Origin of the sequence: Streptomyces sp. NPDC088387, assembly GCF_044753385.1 — a bacterium.
Classification (GTDB): Bacteria; Actinomycetota; Actinomycetes; order Streptomycetales; family Streptomycetaceae; genus Streptomyces.
The window spans coordinates 68,880-90,125 of record NZ_JBIVNC010000021.1 but is presented as its reverse complement, the minus strand read 5'-3'; the positions used below and the strand labels follow the sequence as shown (position 1 = coordinate 90,125).

Below are 21,246 nucleotides of genomic sequence, written 5' to 3'. Positions count from 1 at the left end.
TCCGCCCGGCGTGAGCGGCCGGGCGAGGGAGAGGTGTCGGTCATGAACGAGACGAGCATCTGCGTGGTGGGGAACGTGGCGACGCAGCCGGTGTACAGGGAGTTGGCGTCGGGTCCGTCGGCGCGCTTCCGGCTGGCGGTGACTGCCCGCTATCTGGACCGGGAGAAGAAGGTGTGGACGGACGGACACACCAACTTCTTCACCGTGTGGGCCAATCGGCAGCTCGCGACGAACGCTTCGGCGTCGCTGGTGCTGGGCGATCCGGTGATCGTGCAGGGCAGGCTGAAGGTACGTACGGATGTGCGCGAGGGGCAGAACTGGACGTCGGCCGACATCGACGCGATCGCGATCGGACACGACCTGTCACGGGGTACGTCGGCGTTCCGCAAGCTGCTGAAGGGGGACGCGGTGCCGGGGGAGACGGCACAGCCGGAGCCGCAGTGGGAGACACCACCTGAGGACCCCACCGGCGTGAGCGACGCGGGCGACTCGGGTGGCGAGGGTGGCGAGGGTGGCGACGGCGACGCGGGCGAAGCCCGACAACGTCAGCAGGTCCCCGTGGCGGTGGCGTGATGTCAGCCCTCACCCGCAGTTGAGATGAAGTGCGGCTTATCGGCGAATCTATGCCGAAGACACCGGTGGATTTGTCGATAAGCCCAGCTCAAGGACGCCCCGGCGATAACAATTCCGAGTCGGATGTGTTCCCCGTTGGGATCACGGGGAAACGTGGGCCGCCGGTCTCCCTAGGATGCCGGGCGTGGCTCCAGAGGCTGCTGATTCTGCTGGTGGGACCACTCCCCACGTCAATGGGTCCTGCACGAAGGGGAATTCCGTGCTTTCTTCGTTGTCCGTGCCGTTCGCGTCGCTGGTGCGTGGGCGAGGGGCGGTCCGCCCGGCCGCCGCCGCGCTGGTGTCCGGGCTGGTCGCCGTCGGAGTGCTGGCCGCCGCCGGTCAGGCCGTGGCGGACGGGACAACGCCGGGCCAGGGCGGGGCGATCGCCACGATAGGCGGCCTGAAGACGTACGGGGACGCCGTCATCCACGGCGAGGAGGGCGACCAGCAGGTGTCGGCGGGCCTGTTCGGGATGTCCGTCGACGGCGGCGGGATGCTTCAGACGTACTGCGTCGACCTGTACAACCCGACGCAGAAGGACGCGAAGTACCGCGAGACGCCGTGGAGCGGCACGTCTCTCGGCGCCAACAAGGATGCGGGCCGCATCCGTTGGATCCTGGAGAACTCCTACCCGCAGGTGAACGACCTCGCGGAACTCGCGCGCAAGGCGGGCATCGGCGCGGAGTTCACCGAGCAGGACGCGGCGGCCGGCACACAGGTGGCGATCTGGCGCTACTCGGACGCGGCGGACGTCGACGCCGTCGACCCGCAGGCCGAGAAGCTGGCGGACTACCTGTACAAGAACGCGGGTTCGGCGGCGGAGCCGAGCGCCTCGCTGACGCTGGACCCGCCGGCGGTCTCCGGCCGGCAGGGCGAACTGCTCGGCCCGGTGACCGTACGCACCGACGCGGACAGTGTGGCGGTGGCGCCCCCGGCGGACGCGGCCACCACGGGGGTGCGGATCGTCGACGAGGACGGCGAGGACGTCAACACGGCGAAGAACGGCACCGAGTTGTTCTTCAAAGTGCCCTCCGGCGCCGCCGACGGCACGGCCGAACTGACCGTGCACGCCTCCACGACCGTGCCGGTGGGCCGCGCCTTCGCGTCCGAGGGCCGCAGCCAGACGCAGATCCTCGCCGGCTCCAGCGAGTCGACGGTCACCGCGACGGCGAGCGCCGCATGGGCCGAGACCGGCTCCGTCCCGGCGCTGTCCGCCGCGGAGAACTGCGCCGAGGGCGGCGTCGACATCACTGCCGCCAACCGGGGCGACGAGCCGTTCACCTTCGAACTCCTCGGCACCGAGCACAGCATCCCGGCCGACACCACCCGCACGGTGACGATCCCCCTCCAGGAGGATCAGGCCTACGACTTCACGATCACCGGCCCCGGCGGCCTGGAGAAGCGCTTCACGGGCGTCCTGGACTGCCTCACCGAGACCAGCACCATGACGGCCGGCGAGTCCACCCAGATCCTCAGCGAACCCAGCCCCGCCACGGTCGGCGGCACCTCCGAGGAACTCAACCTCGCCGCGACCGGCAGCTCCGGAGCCACCCCCCTCATCGGCGGCGTGGCCATCGGCCTGGTCATCATCGGCGGCACGGCCCTGATCCTCGTCCGCAACAAGAAGTCCCCCACCAACGACTGACGCTCCGGCACACCGCAGCCACTCACGACCGCAGCTCCCTCACCACTCGACCTACAGGCCAAGCGCCTTCTAAGCGCCTGGTCTGTAGGTCACCCGTACGGTTCCATACCGGGGTAAATGGTCATGCGGGTTGAAGAGGGGTGACTTGTCCACTCACCCTTGGCGCCATGAGTCGTTCCTACGCTTCCGTGGACGTGCCCGTCACGGGCGACTACGCGCATGACTGGGCCCTGGTGGACGTCGAGACCTCGGGGCTCGTGCCCCGGCGGGACCGGGTGTTGTCCGTCGCGGTGATCACGCTGGGTCCGGACGGTGAGCAGACGGGGGAGTTCTCGACGCTGCTCGATCCGGGATGCGATCCGGGTCCGGTGAACGTGCACGGGCTGACGGCCGAACGGCTGCGGGGTGCGCCGGCCTTCGACCAGGTCGGCGAGCGGATCGGAGCAATGCTGAAGGGCCGGGTCCTGGTGGCCCACAACGCGCAGTTCGACTACGACTTCCTGGCCCACGAGTTCGCTCGCGCGCGGATGTGGCTGCCGGTGTCACGACGGCTGTGCACCCTGGCACTGAACCGGCAGGTGGATCCGCCGACGGAGGACATGAAGCTCGGGACACTGGCCGCGCACTACGGCATCCCTCAGCTGCGGGCCCACGACGCGTTGGACGACACCCGGGTACTGGCCGGGATTCTGCGGGCCTCGCTTCGTGAGGCGGCCCAGCTCGATCTGCCCCTGCCGTTGGTGACCTGCCCGCCCCGGGCCGAGTCCCAGTTCACGCCGAAGCCGCCCAAGACGCCCTGTGCCTACCGCAATCCGGGTCGGCTGACTCCCGATGCGCGTCTCCAGCAGGGGATGAAGGTCGCGATCACCGGTGAGACAACCCATGCCCGGGCCGAACTCATCGGGCGAGGAGTGGCCGCCGGGCTGAACATGATGGGCTCCGTGAGCCGACACACCAGCGTGCTGGTCACCAATGAACGAACGCCCGACTCGGCCAAGGCCCGACGCGCACGCGCGGAAGGTGTGCCGGTCATCGACGAGCACACCTTCCTGCAACTGCTGGCGGAAGTGCGACCCGGGACGGTTCACGAGCCGACGACGGTCCTCGTGACGGCGCCCGGGACCGAGCCGGACGAGGATCAGCGCGCGCCTTCGGAGTACCCGACCAGTACCGTCACGGCCGTACCCGTCCAGGAACCGCCGGCTCTTTCACCGGTCGTGCCTGCTGCATCGGTCCACGCACCGCGCCAACCCGAGCCCCCGACGGGCACCCCGGGCAGTGGATCTCTCGCCCGGCGCCGGGTGTTGGTGCTCGGCGGCACTCATGCCGATGCGGTGGCCGCCCGCACACGCATCGTCGAGCTGGGCGGCTCCGCGGCGATCAACCTCTCCGCCAGCGTCAGCGACGTCGTACTCCTGCCGGGAGGGGAGGACGACCGGCGGATGAACCGCATCACCGCCCTCCAGCTTCCTGTGCACGACGTCCACTGGCTTGCCGATCCGGCGATCGCCGCCCCGGCCGAGACGACTCTCCGGTTCCAGGCACCGCGGGTGGTGCCGAGAGGCGGCGTCATCGATCTGCCCGTGCCGCACGGCGGATCCGTACCGGAGTGGCATGTCACCGCCGGCTGGGCCCCGCACGCCGACGACGAGATCGACGTGGTGGCCTTCCTCCTCGACGAGGACGAACAGGTGGTCTTCGACGAGGACTTCGTCTTCTACGGAGCTCCCGAGTGCCCCGCCGGGACGGTCCGGCTGCTGACCGGCGGTCCCGCCGAACAGACCATCGCCCTCGACCTGGCATCCCTGCCGCCTGCGACCCGCAAGGTCGTCGTGGCGGCGGCGATCGACGGCACCGCGACCTTCGGGACGGTCGGTGCCATCCAGATCGGCGTGGCACCCGGCGGCAACGGAGCGCCGATCGCCCAGGCGACACTGGACGCCGCCACGACCGAGCGCACCATGCTGCTCGCCGAGTTCTACCGCAGAGGCCCGCTCTGGCGCCTACGCGCCGTAGGCCAAGGCTACGACCACGGTCTCGACGCCCTCGCCCGGGGATACGGGGTCGCGATCGTCGACTGAGGGCACTGCCACCGCTCCATTCCACGTAATTTACGAAATCCGGTATGTGCTCCAGTCCTATTCACTACCCTCGCGTTTTATGAACAACGAGCAGTCGGCCGGGTTCTGGAGTTACACGCACCGCGACGACGAATTGGACGACGGGCGAATCGTACGCCTGTCCGAGCTTATCGCCAGTGCATTCGAGATGATTACCGGTGAGCCGCTTGAAATCTTCCTCGACAAGAGGTCGATCGAGTGGGGTGACGCATGGCGGATACGACTCGAATCCGCGCTCACCGGAACGACCTTCCTGATCCCTGTCGTCACACCCAAGTTCCTCAAGAGCCAGGAATGCAGGCGCGAGGTGATCAAGTTCTCCGGGCATGCGGCCAGCCTTGGGCTGGACGAGCTGCTGCTCCCCATTCACTACGTGAACGTCCCGCAGCTCGTGCAGGAGACCGAGGGCGAGCCGGCCGACGAAGTCGTCGAGCTGATCGCCAGACGGCAGTGGGTGGACTGGCGTGAGCTTCGACTGGAGGACGAGGACTCCCCCGTCTACCGGCAAGCGGTCCACAAGCTCGCCCTGAGGATCTCCGCGATCCTGGAGTCCGCGCCTCCCGCCCGGCCCGTGGAGATGTCCCAGGAGGCCGCCGAAGAGCCGCCCGGCTTTATCGAGGTCATGGCGGAGGCCGAGGAGGCGCTTCCGGCTTGGCTGGAGATCATCCAGAAGTTCGCCGCGGTGATTGCGGTCATCGGTCAGGCCTCGACGTGGGCGACTCAGGAAATCGGCACCTCCGACGACCGAGGGGGCGGATTCGCCGGTCGAATGCGTGTGGCGGAACAACTCGCGGAACGCCTTGCCGAACCCGTTGCGGAGGTCGACGCGCTGGGCTCCCAGTACTGGGCGAAGTTGTCGGCAATCGACCCGGGAATCATTGGCTTCATCAGGCTCGCGGGTGAGGGTGATCTGTCGCCGGAGGATCGTCAGGCCGCCCACGACTTCTTCAAGGAGATCAGGGAGCTGGCCGGTGTGACCAGGGAAACGACGGCCCAGCTTCAGGGATTCTCCGACAATGTCGGGGGCGCCGCCCGAAGCAGCAGCCGCCTGAGGCCACAGTTCAGGACGATTCAGGCCTCGGTGCAGAAGGTCATCGACGGTCAGGCGGTCATCGACGAGTGGAACCGCATGATCGACGACACCGACCTGGGCGACGTGGACCGGCCCTAGCGGCAGATGCCTGACCGGGGGAGCCGGAGCCGACCCGAAGGCGCCGGCTCCGGCGGACGCCGGTGGAGGTGGGGAAAGTCCAGGTCACGGGCGTCCCGGCAAACGGGTTACCACCCGAGGGTGGACGTCAGGCAAGATGGGGTGTATCTGCCCACTGCCAGTTTCAAGCTGCCGGACGGTTTCTCTTGGCTGAGTTCATTTACACCATGCGCAAGGCGCGCAAAGCGCACGGCGACAAGGTGATCCTCGACGACGTCACCCTGAACTTCCTTCCGGGTGCGAAGATCGGCGTCGTCGGCCCGAACGGTGCCGGTAAGTCGACCGTTCTGAAGATCATGGCGGGGCTGGAGCAGCCGTCCAACGGCGACGCGTACCTCTCCCCGGGCGCCAGTGTCGGCATCCTGCTCCAGGAGCCCCCGCTGAACGAGGAGAAGACCGTCCTGGAGAACGTCCAGGAGGGTGTCTCCGAGGTCAAGGGCAAGCTCGACCGGTTCAACGAGATCGCCGAGCAGATGGCGACCGACTACTCGGACGCGCTGCTGGAGGAGATGGGCAAGCTCCAGGAGGACCTGGACCACGCCAACGCGTGGGACCTCGACGCCCAGCTGGAGCAGGCCATGGACGCCCTGGGCTGCCCGCCCGGCGACTGGCCCGTCACCACCCTCTCCGGTGGTGAGCGCCGCCGCGTGGCGCTGTGCAAGCTGCTCCTGGAGGCGCCCGACCTGCTGCTCCTCGACGAGCCCACCAACCACCTCGACGCCGAGTCGGTGAACTGGCTGGAGCAGCACCTCGCGCAGTACGACGGCGCCGTCGTCGCCGTCACCCACGACCGGTACTTCCTGGACAACGTGGCCGGCTGGATCTGCGAGGTCGACCGCGGCCGCCTGCACGGCTACGAGGGCAACTACTCCAAGTACCTGGAGACCAAGACCACCCGGCTCAAGGTCGAGGGTGCGAAGGACGCCAAGCGGCAGAAGCGGCTCAAGGACGAGCTGGAGTGGGTGCGGTCGAACGCCAAGGGGCGCCAGGCCAAGTCCAAGGCGCGCCTCGCCCGTTACGAGGAGATGGCCGCCGAGGCGGACAAGATGCGGAAGCTGGACTTCGAGGAGATCCAGATCCCGCCGGGCCCCCGCCTGGGCAACGTCGTCGTGGAGGTCGAGAACCTCAGCAAGGCGTTCGGCGACAAGGTCCTCATCGACAACCTCTCCTTCACCCTGCCGCGCAACGGCATCGTCGGCGTGATCGGCCCCAACGGCGCCGGCAAGACCACCCTGTTCAAGATGATCCAGGGGTTCGAGCAGCCCGACACCGGCACCATCAAGGTCGGCGACACCGTCAAGATCTCCTACGTCGACCAGAGCCGCGAGAACATCGACCCGAAGAAGACGCTGTGGGCCGTCGTCTCCGACGAGCTCGACTACATCAACGTCGGTCAGGTCGAGATGCCGAGCCGGGCGTATGTGTCGGCCTTCGGCTTCAAGGGTCCCGACCAGCAGAAGCCGGCCGGGGTGCTCTCCGGCGGTGAGCGCAACCGCCTCAACCTCGCGCTCACCCTCAAGCAGGGCGGCAACCTGCTGCTCCTCGACGAGCCGACCAACGACCTCGACGTGGAGACCCTCTCCTCGCTGGAGAACGCGCTGCTGGAGTTCCCCGGCTGCGCTGTGGTCGTCTCCCACGACCGGTGGTTCCTTGACCGCGTGGCCACGCACATCCTCGCCTACGAGGGCGAGTCCAAGTGGTTCTGGTTCGAGGGCAACTTCGAGTCGTACGAGAAGAACAAGATCGAGCGCCTCGGCGCGGACGCCGCCCGTCCGCACCGGGCCACCTACAAGAAGCTGACCCGGGACTGATCGATCTTGCGCCACATCTACCGCTGCCCCCTCCGCTGGTCGGACATGGACGCGTACGGCCACGTCAACAACGCCGTCTTCGTCCGCTACCTGGAGGAAGCCCGGATCGACTTCCTGTTCCGTCCCGAGAAGGACTTCAAACAGGGGTCGGTGGTGGCGCGCCACGAGATCGACTACAAGCGGCAGCTCGTCCACCGGCACCACCCGGTGGACATAGAGCTGTGGATCACCGAGATCAGGGCCGCGTCCTTCACCATCACCTACGAGGTGAAGGACGACGACCTGGTCTATGTGCGCGCCTCCACGGTCATCGTGCCGTTCGACTTCGAGGCGCAGCGCCCGCGCCGGATCACCAGCGAGGAACGCGAGTTCCTCGAAAGCTACCGGGACGACGAGGAGGAGGCCGTCGCCGCATGACGGTGCTCCACCTCGCCGACGAGGGGGAGGCGGCGGACCTCGCGGCCTTCCTCTCCCGGCTGCTCCACTACGACCGTGGAGCCGCGGTCCGGCTCCAGGCGGCGGGCACCACGCTCGCCGTCTTCGGCCGGCCGCCCTCCTTCGAGGTGCTCGCGATCCGCGCGGTACGCCTGGCCAAGCCGTACGAGAACGGGCTCGACGTCGTCCTCGACGTGACCGTCTCCGCCGGTGAGCTGCTGGAGACCGTGGACGAGGCGGCCGCCACCACGGGTGTGCCGGACGCCGTGACCGGGCCGCCCTGGGCCGGCGTACTGCCCCCCCGGGGCGGATGGCGGCCCCTGTCCGGGCTGCCGGAGCCCGACGCGCTGCGTGCGCTGGTCGGTGCGGTCGTCGCCGAATTCAAGGCCCGTACGCGGGAGTTGGTGCCCGAGCTGCGGACGCGGGCCGAACTCGACCGGATCGGGCGGGAGATCTGGTCCCGGACGGTCGGGGAGACCGGACTGCCGGTGCGTGCCGTGCACGCCGCCCAGTCGCTGGGCTTCCTCCGCAACGAGGCCCTGGAGGAGGCCGGGTTGTTCTCCTCCGGAGCGTGGCTGCGGCTGCGTACGCCCTACGGGTCCGTCGCCGTACGGCGGGCGGGTGCCGGGGCGTTGGGGATCAGCGTGCGCTGACCTGCCGGTCCGCCGCCTCGCCTCAGTGCGTGTCGCTGTCGTCCGGCCAGATCCCGATGTGGTCCGGCTCCAGTTCCAGCGCCACCCGGTCACGCATGTTCAGGGCCCTGGTGTAGTCCGCGGGGAGCTGGAGGCGGCCGGCCCGGTCCAGCATGGCGTACTCGCGCGCCACCACCGTCTCGTGGCCGGTCGTCGCGTCGATCTCACTGCGGCGCAGGACCTCCGTGGAGGTACGGCCGTCCCGGATGGCCACGGTACGGCGGACCTCGCCGGCCACCGCCTGGTCGTGGGTGACGATGACGATGGTCGTGCCGAGCTGCTCGTTCGCGTCGCGGAACGCGGCGAAGACCTGTTCCGCGGTGTGGGAGTCGAGTTCGCCGGTGGGTTCGTCGGCGAGCAGCACCGCGGGATCGTTGGCGAGGGCCACGGCGATCGCGCAGCGCTGTTGCTGGCCGCCGGACATCTGGTGCGGGCGGCGGTCCCGGCAGTCCGGGACCTGGAGCAACTCCAGGAGTTCCAGGGCGCGTTCGGTCTGGGCGCGGCGGCGTCGGCGGGAGCCGGTGAGCTGCATGGGCAGGGTGACGTTCTGGGCGGCGGTCAGGTAGGGAAGGAGGTTGCGGGAGGTCTGCTGCCAGACGAAGCCGACGGTGTTGCGGCGGTAGGCGAGGCGGTCCTTCGCGGTCATCGTGAGGAGGTCGCGGCCTGCGACCCTCGCGGCGCCCGCGGTGGGGGTGTCCAGGCCGGCGAGGATGTTCATGAGGGTGGACTTGCCGCTGCCGGACGCGCCCACCAGGGCCATGAGTTCGCCCTTGCGGACGAGGAGGTCGAGGCCCTGGAGGGCCTGGACCTCCACACCGTCCGTTGTGAAGATCCTGACCAGGCGGTCGCAGGTGATGAGGGCGTCGTGGCCGTAGGTGGGGGTGTTGCGGGCCGCGGCCGCCTTCTGAGCGAGGTCGGTGAGGGTGGGGTTGGTTGTCATGGGGCTCCTTGGGCGGTGCGGGGCGTGGGGGCGTGGCGTTGCGCAACCCGGCGCCGACGGAGTGCCGCTGTGCCCGCCCGTGCCGCCCTGCGGCACGCCTGCCCGCAGCTACGGCGACTGGCGCGGCTACCTGCGGCCGCGTCCGGCGTCATCGCGCATCCCCCGCCCGCAGTTCCGTTACCGCGGATCGTCGTCCTGTCCACCAGGCCTGGGTGGTGGCCACGGTGAGGGTGAGGAGGAGGACCGCTGTGGCGGGGACGGCCAAGGACAGTGCGTCCGTGTGGAGTTCGGCCGGGACGGTCGCCGCGGTGTCGGAAGGGAGGGCGATCGAGGTCAGGTCGACGCCCGGCGCGAGCAGCCGGATCGTCGCCCAGCCCGTCAGCGCGCCGCCCATGGCCGCGAGGGCCGCCTGCGGCAGGGACTCCAGCACCAGCAGCCGCCGCCCCTGCGCCCGCGTGAGCCCCATCGTGCGCAATCGGGCCAGCAGCGCCGCACGTTCCGGCGCCGCACGCAGCAGCGACAACAGCAGCGCCAGCACGGCGAATCCCGCACCCGCCACCACCGCCGCCGCGTAGAGCCGTTCGACGCCGGCCTGGAGCGGGGAGTCGACGAACCGCTCCCGCTCCTCCGACCGGAGCTGGACATGGGCGTCACTGTCGGCGGCGGCCGCACGCATCCCGTCACCGCCGATCGCCGACCCCGTCGCCAGTACCGCCGTGGGGCGCGCCGCGTCGCTGCCGAGCCCCGCCCGGTCCACGACCAGGAACTCCGTGCCGGCCACCGCCGGCGTGCTCTCCCGGACCAGGGCGATGCGCACGGTGACCGTGGTGCCGTCGCCGAGGCGGACCGGGAACGGGCGGGTGCCGTAGGTGTCGGCGGTGACCCGGGAGGCGAGGGCGGGCAGCGGATCGCGGTCGGAGGTCGGCCGGCGCAACTCGTCCGCGCCGAACCCGCCGAGCCCGGTGTGCGTGGCCAGCGCCGCGTAGGAGGACACGTCCGCCCCCACGAACGGCACCGACTGGCGGCCCGCGTTGGGGTGGGCCTGGTAGTCGACGCTCAGGACGCTGGTGGACCGTACGCCCGGCGCCTCGCGGACGCGGTCCGGGACGTCGGCCGGGAGCGGGGCCGTCGCCTCCACGCGGGCGTCGGCGCCGACGGCGAGCAGGGCGGCCCGGTCGCGGGCCTCGTGCACCCCGGCCACCACCGAACCGCCGAAGGCCGCCGTGGTGAGCGCGATCGACAGGGCAAGGAGCGGCAGTACGGCGGAGGCCGAACCGCGGCCCGCGCGGGCCAGGGACAGATGCCCCACCGCGCCCCGCAGCCGGGCGGCCGGACGGGCGAGGCCACGCAACGGCAGCGGGTACAGCCGCACCAGCACCAGCGCCGCGATCACGGCGACCAGCACCGGTGCCACCGAGGCCAGTTCGTCACCGGCGGTACCGCGGCGGCGCAGGGTGACGACCGCGCCGACGGCCAGCACGACCAGGGTCAGCTCGGCGACCGTACGGCGTCGGGACGGACGTACGGACGTCACGTCCGCGCGGGTGTCGTGCACCCGCACGACCCGGTGGGCCGCGACCGCGCGCAGCGGCAGGGCGACCGCGGCGGCGACGGTGACCGCAAGCGCGGCGAGCAGCGCGGGCGTACGGCGGCCCTCGGGGACGAGGAGCAGCGCGGCCCCCAGTCCGGCCGCGCCGGCGGGCACGGCGACGACCGCCGTCTCGCCGAGCAGCCGGGCGGCGAGGCCGCGCAGGGAGGCGCCGCGGGCGCGCAGCAGGGCGAGTTCGCTGCGGCGGCGCTCGGCGGCGAGACCACCCGCCATGACCAGGACCACGGCGGCGACCGTGCCGGTGCCGACGGCCGCGACGGCGATCAGCGGGCGCACGCCGGCGCGCAGCCGCTCGTACTCGGTGACGACGTCGTCGAGGTCGGTCTGCACCTCGGTGCGTATGTCGGTGGCCTGGCGCACGGCCCGCAGTCCGGGGCCCGACTCCAGCCCGGCGACGGCGGACCGCAGCCGGGACAGGTCGTGGGCGTGCAGGGGGCCGGTCGCGGGGGCGAGATACCAGTAGCGCGACGGCTTGCCGTCCGTGCCCAGCATCGCCGGGGCGGCCTCGGGGGCGAGATGCAGGGCACCGAGCCAGTAGCCGCCGCGGTCCGGGTCGTCCGGTACGCGGACGAGGGCCGGGGTGCGCAGCAGGGGCACGGTCGACCAGTAGGAGCCGCCGGGGTTGGTCGGCGCGAAGACGCCGGTGACGCGTACGGCGAGGGGCTCGCGGCCCACGCCGGGGACGTGGATCACCGAACCGGTCCTGATGTGCATACGCTCGGCGGTCTCGGCGCTGACCGCGGCCTCCACCTCCGGCGTCCGGGCGGTCACCGGCGGCGCGCTCACCCGTGGCAGGCGGCCCGACTCCAGCCGGCTGTGGTCGGCGAGGCCCGACTGGGCGACCAGGGTGACCTGGGCGGGCAGTCCGCTGGGCTGCGGAATCCAGCGTTCGGGCACGGGCAGGGCGCCGAGTGTGCGCACGCCGTACGCCGACTCGTGGCGGTCGGGCGTGAAGGGCGCCTCGGCCGCCTCGCCGACCTTCACGAACTGCCGGGCGAGTGTCTGTGGCCGCAGCGCCTTCTCCCGCTCGGCGAGGGACAGGCCCACGTCGGGCTCCGGCGCGTCCAGCTGCACGGTGGAACGGTCGGCCCCGGCGTCGTCGAGCGCCCGGCGCAGCCCGTCGTCCTGGTACCGGTCGACCGCGCGCGGGAACACCGCGGCCAGACACGCGGTCAGCGCGACCAGCACCAGCAACGCCCAGGCGGCGGCCGGCGCGGCCCGCAGCCGGGTCCGGATCCAGGGGGCGGCGAGCGCAGGGGAGTGGTCCGCCGCGGCCGTACGGCGTCCGGGTCGTCGCACGTCACTCACCGCCCTGTTCCCGCAGCGAGGCCACCGGGTCGGTGCGCCGCAGGGCCAGCGCCCCCGTCACCACCAGAGGCGTCACGGCCACCGCCGCGAGGAGTACGGCCACTCCGGCCGGCGGGAGTTCGACGAGGACCTCCGGGACCGGGCGGGTGGCGCGTGAGGTGAGGACGATCAGAGGGATCACCGTCCGGGTGAGGACCACACCGAGGACCGCGCCGACCAGAAGCGCCAGGCCCACCAGTACGCCCTGTTCGGCGGCGATGGTCCGGGCCAGCCGGCGGCGTGGGGCGCCGAGGGCGCGCAGTACGGCGAACTCCGCGTCCCGCTCGCGCAGCGACCCCGCTGCGCTCACCGCGAACCCGACCGCGGCCAGTGCCGCCGCGACCCCCGCGGCCGCGGTGAAGGCGGCCTCGGGGCCCGCGCCGAAGGGGTCGTCGCGGAGTTCGGCGGCTATTTCGTCGCGCACGATCACCTGCTCGGGGTCCAGTTCCGGGCGGGTGCGCAGGGCGTCGGCGGCGGCGCCCGGCGCGGAGGTGCCCAGCCACCACTCGGTGGGCAGCACGGCCGACCCGTACCGCACGTGCAGGATCTGGTTGACGGCCCGCAGGTCGAGAAGGATCGCGCCGCCGTCGCTGTCCTCGGGCGTGGTCGGCAGTACGGGCAGCGAGCGCACGATCTTCACCGGCAGGGTCTCGCCGCCGAGGGTGAGGTCGACGCTCTGTCCGGTGCGGGCGCCGGTGGAGTCGAGATAGCGGTCGGTGGCGACGGCCGTGAGCGGGGGCAGGGCGGGCTGGGCGACCTGGAGGCGGGTGGTGACGATGGTGGCGTAGGAGAACTCGTCGGGGCGGTAGCCCGTGCCGTACTGGGCGGTCGGCGGCTGCTTGGAGACGAGCCGCGGCTTGGTCGGCATGGTGTCGTCGTCGAGCAAATCCGCCAGCTCGTCCTCGTCGGGGTTCTCGCCCTCCGTCCTCGCCTCCCAGTCGGCGGGCAGCGCCACCCGCCGTACCGTCCCGTCGGTCGCCTCGACGTTCAACTCCCGCACCGAGAAACGGTGTTGCTCCGGGCGGCCGAGGGGCTGGCCGACGGCGATCTCGACCGTCGTCAGGGTGAGCTCGCCGACGGCCGCACTCACGTCGGCGGTCAGTGTGTGGGGGCGCCCGTCGGCCAGGAGCTGACCGGCCGGGAAGTCGTACGGGACACCGTTGGCGTCCAGGGCCGTCACCAGCGCGTCCGCCCGTGTGCCGGGTGAGGCGCCGGCGAGGGACGCGGTCACCCGGAGTTCGGCGGTGCCCGCGGGCAGGGTCGCGCCGGCCGGCTTCTCCTTCGGGGCCAGGGACCTGAACATCCTGTCCACGGGCTCGTCGGCCAGGTCGGGGCGCATGAGGAGCGAACCGGCGGCCTGGCCGGTGTCGAGGGCGAGTACGGTCGCGGTCCGGTTGCCGGACAGGGTCTGCCCGCCGCGGACGGCGGGCGCGGCCGAGTCGACGTGCGGCAGGCCCGCGTACTCGACGGCACGCCCCGGCTCCGGTTCCCCGGCGCCCACCACCCGGACCGGTGTGCCCGCCCGGAAGTCGGCCTGGTCGTCCTGCGACCGGTCCCAGGAGGCGCCCTGTCCGATCGCCAGCATGCCGAGCGCGATGGCGAGGACGAGCAGCAGCACCGGGCCCGCGCCGCGCATCGGACGCCGGCTGAGCTGCCAGCCCGCCAGCGCCGCAGCGAGGCCGCGCCCGCCGGCCGCCCTGCGCTCCGCGAGCCGGGCCACCGGCGGCAGCAGCCGCAGCGTCAGCACGGTCCCGGCGAGCAGGGCCAGCGCGGGCGCCGCGACCAGCAGCGGATCGATGCCCAGGGTGCCGGAGGTGTCGTCGGCGACGACACCGGAGGTCTGCCAGTACGCGACCCCGGCCACCACCAGCAGGCCGACGTCCGCGCCCGCCCGTACCGCGCCCGGCAGCGCCCGCGCCCGGCCCGCCCGGAAGCCGACCGACGCCAGCGCGGGCAGCGTCACCGCGAGCGCGCAGCCGAGCGCCGCGGCCGCCGCCACCAGCCAGACGCCCGCGTCCCCCACCCCGGACACGTCGAGCCGCAGCCCGATCCGGTCCAACGCGCCCTGTCCGGCGAGCAGTCGGGTCAGTGGTCCGGCCAGCAGGGGCGCGAGCAGCAGCGCGGGGACGGCCAACAGCACCGATTCCAGGGCCGCGTGCAGGGCGATCCGGGCACGCGAGCCGCCGCGGGCCCGCAACAGCCTTGTCTCGCCCGCGCGTTCGGCGCTCAGCAGCCGGGCCACGAGCAGCAGCGCGCAGCCCGCGAGGAGGACCAGTTGCAGGGCGATGATCAGCAGGGTGGAGCGTGAGACGAGCAGCGAGCGTTCGATCCGGTCGAGTACGGCGGGCAGTTGGGTGCTCGCGGCCGTGGTGCCGCTGAGCGCCTCCTGCTCGCGCAGGCCCGACGCGCCGGTACGGGCCGCCTCGCGCAGGGCGTCGATCCGGTCCGTGGTCAGTGCCGTGAAGTCCGCCGACGCCAGCCACCCGGACGTCCCCGTGCTCACCGCGCCGCCGGTCAGCGTCCCGTCGGCGGCGAGCAGGGGGCCGTAGGTCGTGAAACCGCCCTGCTTGACGCCCCGGCCCTGGAGTTCGTCGAGCTGCCAGTACGCCGCCGAGGGGGTTGTCGGGCGGTAGACGCCGGTGATCCGGACCCGGACGTCGGGGCCGCGGAGGCGGTCGGTGAGGGTGAGCCGGTCGCCGGCCCTCAGCCCGAGGCGCTCGGCGGTGGTGTGCGGGACGGCGGCCTCGACGTAACCCTGCGCGGTGCGCGGCAGCCGGCCCGACTCGATACGGACCTGCGAGCGGTCCAGGGCGGCGAAGTGCGTCAGGTCGGGTTCGTCGGGGGAGGCCTTGGAGTCCTTGGGCCGCAGTGCGGCGGGCAGCGCGTACGGGCCCGAGCGCTGGAAGGTCCGTACGGTCACCGGCAGGCCCGCGAAGGTACGGCGCGCGGCGTCCGCCACGGCGCCGTCCGCGGCGGCGCGCTGATCGGCGTCCACGTCGGCCTTGACGATCAGCGAGGCGTCGGCGGCGTTGTGCTGGTCCTGAAGCGAGTGGCGCAGCGCGGCGTCACCGATCGCACCCGCGTACGCGGCGAGCGTGGCCAGTACGGCCGTGGTCAGCAGCACGGTGAGCAACGCGGCCGCCAGCAGCAGACGGTGTGCCCGTCCGCGCAGCAGTACGAACCTCACAGCCCCCGTGAACCCCACCCGGTACGCCCCCCGTCGTCCCCGTCGTCCCCCTGACTGGTCCGGACCTCCGGATGATGTTGTCAGAGGGGGCAGGCCCGAGGTAAGCGAAAGTGAACCGGACTTGACCGGATTGTGACCGGAATCCGGCGTTCGGCGACCGGAATCCGGGCCTCAGTGCGGGAGTTGGGTCAGCCCGGGGTGTTCACCATCGATGCGGCGGCGTAGGTGAGGTACTTCCACAGGGTCTGCTCGTGCTCCTCGCTCAGGCCCAGTTCGTCGACCGCGACCCGCATGTGCTTCAGCCACGCGTCGTGCGCCGCCTGGTTCACGGCGAAGGGGGCGTGGCGCATCCGCAGCCGGGGGTGGCCCCGGTTGTCGCTGTAGGTCGTCGGGCCGCCCCAGTACTGGATGAGAAAGAGCCGGAACCGCTCCTCGGCGGGGCCCAGGTCCTCCTCCGGGTACATCGCCCGCAGGATCGGGTCCTCGGCCACCCCCTGGTAGAAACGGTGGACCAGGCGGCGGAAGGTCTCCTCCCCGCCGACCTGCTCGTAGAAGGTCTGCTCCTGAAGCGTGCCGCGCCGAATCTCGTTCACCCGTCCATGGTCTCAGACGGGGTGACCGAGGACAGGTACGGATTGTGGGTAACACAATTGGGGGTGAAAGAGCACACGGCGTCACAGGAGGGGCAATGACGATCACTACGGCACAGATAGCCACCGAGGTGGCAACGCGGACAGCCCGCGAGTACCTGCGGGTCTCCAAGGGCAAGGGACGCACCGCGCGGTCCATCACCGACCAGCACACCGACAACATCGCCTCTGAGCTGGAGCACGGTCCGTGGACATGGGGCGAGGCGTACCGGGACACGGGAAGCGCCAGCCGCTACGCCAGCCGCACGCGTGACGACTTCGACCAGCTCCTGGCCGACCTGGAGTCGGGCGCGTTCGGTGAGCCCGGTGACGTGCTGGTGCTGTGGGAGATCAGCCGCCTGTCCCGCGAGATGGGCGTGGGCACGAAGATCGTCGATCTGGCCGCCCGGGGCGCCTACATGATCCACATAACCAGTGAAGGCGAGACCGGCCGCACGTACGACGCGAGAAACTACGCCGACCGGCACGCCCTCCTGGCGGGAATTAACGACGCGGAGCGCGAGGCCGGGCGGCTGTCCGCCCGTACCGTGCGAGGCGTGAACTCCGCAGCCAAGGAGGGCCGTCCGCACGGCCGCACTCCCTTCGGTTACGCCCGCGAGTACGAGATCATCGACGGCCGCCCCCGCTGCGTCCGGCAGTACCCGGCGCCGGGCGACGGGGCGCTCATGGCGGAGCTGTTCGTCCGTGCGGGCGGGGTTGCGGACAACCGCCTGGACGACTCGTCCGTGGCGCTCCTCTACACCAACCCGGCCGGTGCCGACGCGCTCCCGGAGCCCGTCTACGCCATCGCACAGGACTGGGCAGCGCGGGGCATCGTCACCCCGTCCGGCAAGCCGTTCCACGACGGCAATCTGCGCGAGATGCTGACCCGGCCCACTTACGCCGGGCTGCGCTCGCACAAGGGCCAGCTGGTCCCCGTCGCGTGGGCGGGGTACGAGGCGATCGTGTCGCGCAAGGTGTTCGGTCATGTTCAGCGGTTGTTCGCCGACCCGGCCCGCCGCACCTACCTCGACACCGGCGTTCAGCATGTGCTGACGGCGGCGCTTGTGTGCGACCCGTGCAGCGGCCCGATCACGGTCCGCCAGCGCAAGGGACTCCTCGGATACGAGTGCGCGAAGAAGGGCTGTGTGCGCGTCCCCAAGGAGGAGGTGGACCGGATCGTCATCGGCGACCTGGACGCCACCCAACGGAAGCTGGGCGTCCTCCTCGCGTACCTCGCGGCGCCCCAACGGGTTGCCCGGCTGCGCCAGCGCCCCGCCGACGGCCCGGAGGAGCAGGCAACGCGGGCCGAGCGGGACCGGCTCCGCCGCGAGCTGGATGAGCTGGAAGCCGCGCCCCGGCCGAAGACCGCGCGCGCCCGTCTGGCCCGGACCGCTGACATTGAAGAGATCGAACAGGACATCGCCGTCCTGGACGCCACGCTGACCAAGCTCACCGAGCCCAATCCGCTGGCGGAGCTGCTGCCATCGGATCCGGCGGCCGACCTAGTCGCCTGGTGGCGGGCGGCTGATCTCCCCCGGCAGCGTGCTGTGGCGGCCCTACTGCTGACGCCCGGACTCCTCGGTCAGGTACGGATCACGCCGTCGCAGGGCTGGCGGGATCCGGTAACCGACCGGCTCAGGTGGGAGACCGCAGCCTGACCCCACCCCGCACACGAGAGCCTCTGACACGGCGGCCCCTCCACCATGACGTGGAGGGGCCGCCGGACTGTTTCCGCTCAGAGCCGGGACTGGAGCCAGACCAGGAGCAGGCTGACGCCCGTGGTGCTCGCGCCGTACGCCGCGCCGTACAGAACCCGCAGTACGAGAGCGCGGCGGTAGCGCTTCACCCACTCGGCTGCCCGCCGCGCCCGACTCTGCCTGTGCAGGTCAGGCCCGGACTGGTTATGGTGCATGGGTCTCCTCTGATTTCGCGTCGGTAGGGGCACGCGCAGGGAGCCCGCTCCCGCCCTCGGTTCCTAGGCCAGTTGGGCGGTGGTAGGGCTCCTTCGCATGTGGTGAGGAGTCTAGGGAAGTCCCCGACAATCGGGATTCGGCCGACTGCAAATGGGTGACGTGCTCCTGGGGTACTGCTGAGACATTCCTGGGGTATTGCTGACGTGTTCCGGGGGTGTTCCTCGGCGTTGCTTCGGTCGCAGAACTCCTCAAGTGACCTTGCACACAGTCCTGTTCGGGGATCGCCCTCCCAAGCTGTGCTGAGGCGTAGTAGACCCCTACCTGCGGCGGTTTCGCAAACTTTCGGTTTCGTGAACTTTTTTCGGGCGTTTCTACTGGTCAGGCGCCTTTGCAGGGTTACGAAACTTGACTAGCTGATCTAGACAAATTGGATCAGCAGGCCTCTGCCTGTGCGTCGCAGCCCAACCCCCACCACGAACACGACGACGCCCGGCCGGTGTTGCTGCCCGGCCGGGCGTCGTGCTGTTGGGAGTTACGTGCGCGTCCGGTGGCACGAGCAGCCGCACCGCCGGGCGAGCAGCATGCCGCCACCGTGCGGCAGCGGGATGTCCCGCGTCTGGCGGCACTGGCCGTGCACGTCCCGGTACCCCGCTCGCTGGCCCAGCGCGCACTCCGCCGACAGCGGCACCCGGCCCTGCACCGGCGCGCTCACTGCGCCTCTCCCCGGCTCCGGGCGTTGGCCAGCGCCACGCCCGCCGACAGCTTCTCCGCCGCCGTAGCGGGCCGTAGCGGGCCGCGCGCGTCCCACTCCAGGCCCCCACCCGGCGGCCGGAGCTGACAGCCGGCACCCACGTGTCCCATCACGCGCCCGACCCTGCCCGCCCCCGCATCCCACACGAACTCGCCGACCTCCGGTGTGTACGTGTTCATGGGCACCCCCGGCGGATCACGTCGGCGAGCCGCACCGCCACGTCCGCCCTCACCCGGCCCAGGTTGATCAGATTCAGCGACGGCGACCCCGCATCCGCCGCCAGGGACGGCAGGACAATCCCCGCCGCCGTCAGTGCTCCCCGCAGCACCTCTACCGCTTCCAGGGCATCCGTGGTGCCCGGCTTGTCTGTAGTGACCATGAACCAAACGTTGTGGACGGGCAGTTGAGGCGGCTAGCGCCTATACCCAGTTATTCGCGGGTAGCTAGGGTCTATATCCGGGAATTCTTCCGACGTGGCTGGGAGGCCATAGCGGGGGTGTGAACCCCGGGGCGAGGCTGATCAACAAGACCCCTGCGAAAGGAACCGATCATGGCGCGTCGCCTGCGCTTCAACGGCACCGGGAGCGGTGTCAACGGCTGCCCCGCTGTGCACGAAGACCTCGACACCGGCGAGGTGATCATTCACGGCCCCGCCCTCACCGATCCCGAGGACATCGCCCGCCTCCGGCACCTCGGCGCAGGTGAGGTGCCCATCGTCGTCCCCCGCGAACTGCTCGTCGACTTCGGCCCCAAGGAGGTCACCCGAGTGCCGGACACCATCGGCCTGGACGAGTTCGACCGGCTGTTCACTCAGTTCAAGCACACGGCCTGGCGGCTGGAGACCCGCCGCCGCTACGCCTCCGACGAGGTCACCGACACATACGCCCAGTTCCTCCGGGGCGAGCCGGTCGACTGGGAGGGCCGGGATGCAGAGTGGTGCGCCGAGCGCCGCGAACAGGTCGCGCTGGGCAAGCGGTTCGAGCGTGTGCGCATCGTCGACAGTCCGCCCACCCCGGGGCAGCTCTACCTGCTCGACAACGCCCGGCGCAACAGCTCCGTCGGCGAGGACATCCGGCAGCTTCAGCGCGCCGACGCCGATCGTCTCCAGCTCCCGGCGGAGGACTTCTGGATCTTCGACTCCCGGTTGGTGGCCCTGCTCAACTTCGACGACGCTGACCACCTGGTGAACGTGGAGCTGATCACTGAGCCGGTGGCGGTCAACCGGTACGCACAGGTGCGCGACGCAGCCACGCACTACGCCGTGCCGTACGAGGAGTTCGCGGCGAGGCTCGCCGCCAGCGAGTAACCAGGGAGCGGAACCGGTGACGACCGACTACCAGCAGTCACGTGAAGCGCTCGGTGTCCGGCTGCGTGAGCTGCGGCTGTCGGCCCCGGACGGTCGGCTCACCGGTTCCGCACTCGCCCGGCTGCTCGGGTGGCCTCAGCCCAAGGTCTCCAAGCTGGAGAACGGCAAGCAGACCGCTACCCCGGAGGATCTCCGCGCGTGGGCCGAGGGGACCGGCCAGCCGGATGCGTACGACGAACTCCTTGCCCGGTTGCGCGGTTTCGAGTCGCACATCCGATCATGGCGGCGGCAGCTCGCCGCCGGTCACAAGCCGGTGCAGGACACACACCTCGCCGCACACGGGGACGCCTCCGTGTTCCGGGGCTGGGAATCGTCCATGATCTTCGGGATCTTGCAGACGCCGGACTACGCGCGGTCGATCTTCACCCGGTACGCGGAACTCCAGCAGTCGCCCCGCGACACCGAGGAGGCCGTGCGCTCCCGCGTCAAGCGGCAGGAGGGGTTGTACGACCCCACCAAGCGCTTCCACTTGATTCTGTGGGAGGCCGCGCTACGGGCGCTCATCTGTTCGCCGTCGGTGCTGGCGGCGCAGCTCGACCGGCTGTCCGGTGCCGTCGGCCTGGACACGGTCGAGCTGGGGATCATCCCCTTCAGCGCCTCGCTCAAGATCCCGCCCGCCACGGCCTTCTGGGTCTACGACGACAGCCGCGTGATCGTGGAGACCTGGCACAGCGAGCTGTGGGTGGAGGACGAGGCGAGCGTCAACACCTACCTCCGCACCTGGAACACCCTGCGGGAGTCGGCGGTCTACGGGGCCGACGCGCACCGGCTGATCACGGACGCGCTCCGGGCCCTCAACGTCTGACCCGTCAGCCGGCTGATTAACTTAAATCGCCCCAGGTCAGATTGGGTGAGGTACGCCCCCGAACGCCCTGGACCGCAGCCGTACGGCCCCGTACTCTGGGACCAGCAAGACGACCACAGACCACGGAACCCGCATCAGGTTCCGTGGTCTTTCTGTGTGCGGGTTCCGGGT

The 21,246-nt window shown here is 71.0% G+C and carries 18 protein-coding genes; 10 read left to right on the top strand and 8 right to left on the bottom strand.

Translation table 11 applies throughout. From position 1 onward, the window contains the following. The first annotated feature begins 42 nt into the window (after positions 1 to 42). From ACIQAC_RS37655 to ACIQAC_RS37625, 7 genes are all read left to right on the top strand, one after another. Positions 43 to 573: a single-stranded DNA-binding protein gene (locus tag ACIQAC_RS37655; RefSeq protein ID WP_402199568.1), complete on the top strand. Its 531-nt coding sequence runs from the start codon at positions 43 to 45 to the stop codon at positions 571 to 573. Between the two features lie 259 nt (positions 574 to 832). Continuing rightward, positions 833 to 2,257 (top strand): Cys-Gln thioester bond-forming surface protein, encoded by a 1,425-nt coding sequence (locus ACIQAC_RS37650; RefSeq protein ID WP_402199565.1) that lies wholly within the window; start codon positions 833 to 835, stop codon positions 2,255 to 2,257. A gap of 167 nt (positions 2,258 to 2,424) precedes the next feature. Continuing rightward, positions 2,425 to 4,338, top strand: coding sequence for a TerD family protein (locus tag ACIQAC_RS37645; RefSeq protein WP_402199562.1), 1,914 nt, complete (start codon positions 2,425 to 2,427; stop codon positions 4,336 to 4,338). Between the two features lie 79 nt (positions 4,339 to 4,417). Next, positions 4,418 to 5,548, top strand: coding sequence for a TIR domain-containing protein (locus tag ACIQAC_RS37640; protein WP_402199560.1), 1,131 nt, complete (start codon positions 4,418 to 4,420; stop codon positions 5,546 to 5,548). A 185-nt stretch (positions 5,549 to 5,733) separates the two neighbouring features. Then, positions 5,734 to 7,398 carry an energy-dependent translational throttle protein EttA gene (gene ettA, locus ACIQAC_RS37635; protein ID WP_402199558.1) on the top strand — a complete coding sequence of 555 codons (1,665 nt, stop codon included), beginning with the start codon at positions 5,734 to 5,736 and terminating at the stop codon, positions 7,396 to 7,398. Between the two features lie 6 nt (positions 7,399 to 7,404). Then, positions 7,405 to 7,815, top strand: coding sequence for an acyl-CoA thioesterase (locus ACIQAC_RS37630; RefSeq protein ID WP_402199555.1), 411 nt, complete (start codon positions 7,405 to 7,407; stop codon positions 7,813 to 7,815). Next, entirely contained in the window at positions 7,812 to 8,486 is a 675-nt protein-coding gene (locus ACIQAC_RS37625) for a hypothetical protein (protein WP_402199553.1), read from the top strand. The genes ACIQAC_RS37630 and ACIQAC_RS37625 overlap by 4 nt, the downstream gene beginning before the upstream one ends. Positions 8,487 to 8,508: 22 nt before the next feature. Here ACIQAC_RS37625 and ACIQAC_RS37620 read toward each other — a convergent pair whose 3' ends face one another. The 4 genes from ACIQAC_RS37620 to ACIQAC_RS37605 form a co-directional block, all read right to left on the bottom strand. Next, positions 8,509 to 9,465: an ABC transporter ATP-binding protein gene (locus ACIQAC_RS37620; protein ID WP_402199550.1), complete on the bottom strand. Its 957-nt coding sequence runs from the start codon at positions 9,463 to 9,465 to the stop codon at positions 8,509 to 8,511. A gap of 148 nt (positions 9,466 to 9,613) precedes the next feature. Further along, on the bottom strand, positions 9,614 to 12,373 hold the full coding sequence (locus ACIQAC_RS37615) for an FtsX-like permease family protein (RefSeq protein WP_402199547.1): 2,760 nt from the start codon (positions 12,371 to 12,373) through the stop codon (positions 9,614 to 9,616). Position 12,374: 1 nt separating this feature from the next. Then, on the bottom strand, positions 12,375 to 15,608 hold the full coding sequence (locus ACIQAC_RS37610; protein WP_402199544.1) for an FtsX-like permease family protein: 3,234 nt from the start codon (positions 15,606 to 15,608) through the stop codon (positions 12,375 to 12,377). Between the two features lie 188 nt (positions 15,609 to 15,796). Next, positions 15,797 to 16,201: a globin gene (locus tag ACIQAC_RS37605; protein WP_402199542.1), complete on the bottom strand. Its 405-nt coding sequence runs from the start codon at positions 16,199 to 16,201 to the stop codon at positions 15,797 to 15,799. Positions 16,202 to 16,296: 95 nt separating this feature from the next. On the opposite strand from ACIQAC_RS37605, the gene ACIQAC_RS37600 reads away from it, so the two are divergent. After that, positions 16,297 to 17,898 carry a recombinase family protein gene (locus tag ACIQAC_RS37600; RefSeq protein ID WP_402199539.1) on the top strand — a complete coding sequence of 534 codons (1,602 nt, stop codon included), beginning with the start codon at positions 16,297 to 16,299 and terminating at the stop codon, positions 17,896 to 17,898. A 77-nt stretch (positions 17,899 to 17,975) separates the two neighbouring features. On the opposite strand, the gene ACIQAC_RS37595 is transcribed toward ACIQAC_RS37600, so the two are convergent. From ACIQAC_RS37595 to ACIQAC_RS37580, 4 genes are all read right to left on the bottom strand, one after another. Continuing rightward, on the bottom strand, positions 17,976 to 18,152 hold the full coding sequence (locus tag ACIQAC_RS37595; protein WP_402199537.1) for a hypothetical protein: 177 nt from the start codon (positions 18,150 to 18,152) through the stop codon (positions 17,976 to 17,978). Positions 18,153 to 18,685: 533 nt separating this feature from the next. Beyond that, on the bottom strand, positions 18,686 to 18,865 hold the full coding sequence (locus ACIQAC_RS37590; protein WP_402199535.1) for a hypothetical protein: 180 nt from the start codon (positions 18,863 to 18,865) through the stop codon (positions 18,686 to 18,688). Beyond that, a complete protein-coding gene (locus tag ACIQAC_RS37585; protein WP_402199533.1) occupies positions 18,862 to 19,083 on the bottom strand; it encodes a hypothetical protein in 222 nt (73 codons plus the stop codon). The genes ACIQAC_RS37590 and ACIQAC_RS37585 overlap by 4 nt, the downstream gene beginning before the upstream one ends. Further along, complete coding sequence (locus ACIQAC_RS37580; protein ID WP_402199530.1) at positions 19,080 to 19,283, bottom strand: hypothetical protein; 204 nt, start codon at positions 19,281 to 19,283, stop codon at positions 19,080 to 19,082. Before ACIQAC_RS37580 ends, ACIQAC_RS37585 begins: the two co-directional genes overlap by 4 nt. Before the next feature lie 171 nt (positions 19,284 to 19,454). Here ACIQAC_RS37580 and ACIQAC_RS37575 point away from each other — a divergent pair, with 171 nt between their 5' ends. Both ACIQAC_RS37575 and ACIQAC_RS37570 read left to right on the top strand, forming a co-directional pair. Continuing rightward, positions 19,455 to 20,210, top strand: coding sequence for a DUF6879 family protein (locus ACIQAC_RS37575; RefSeq protein WP_402199528.1), 756 nt, complete (start codon positions 19,455 to 19,457; stop codon positions 20,208 to 20,210). A gap of 16 nt (positions 20,211 to 20,226) precedes the next feature. Further along, positions 20,227 to 21,075 (top strand): helix-turn-helix domain-containing protein, encoded by an 849-nt coding sequence (locus tag ACIQAC_RS37570; protein WP_402199525.1) that lies wholly within the window; start codon positions 20,227 to 20,229, stop codon positions 21,073 to 21,075. Positions 21,076 to 21,246 lie beyond the last annotated feature (171 nt).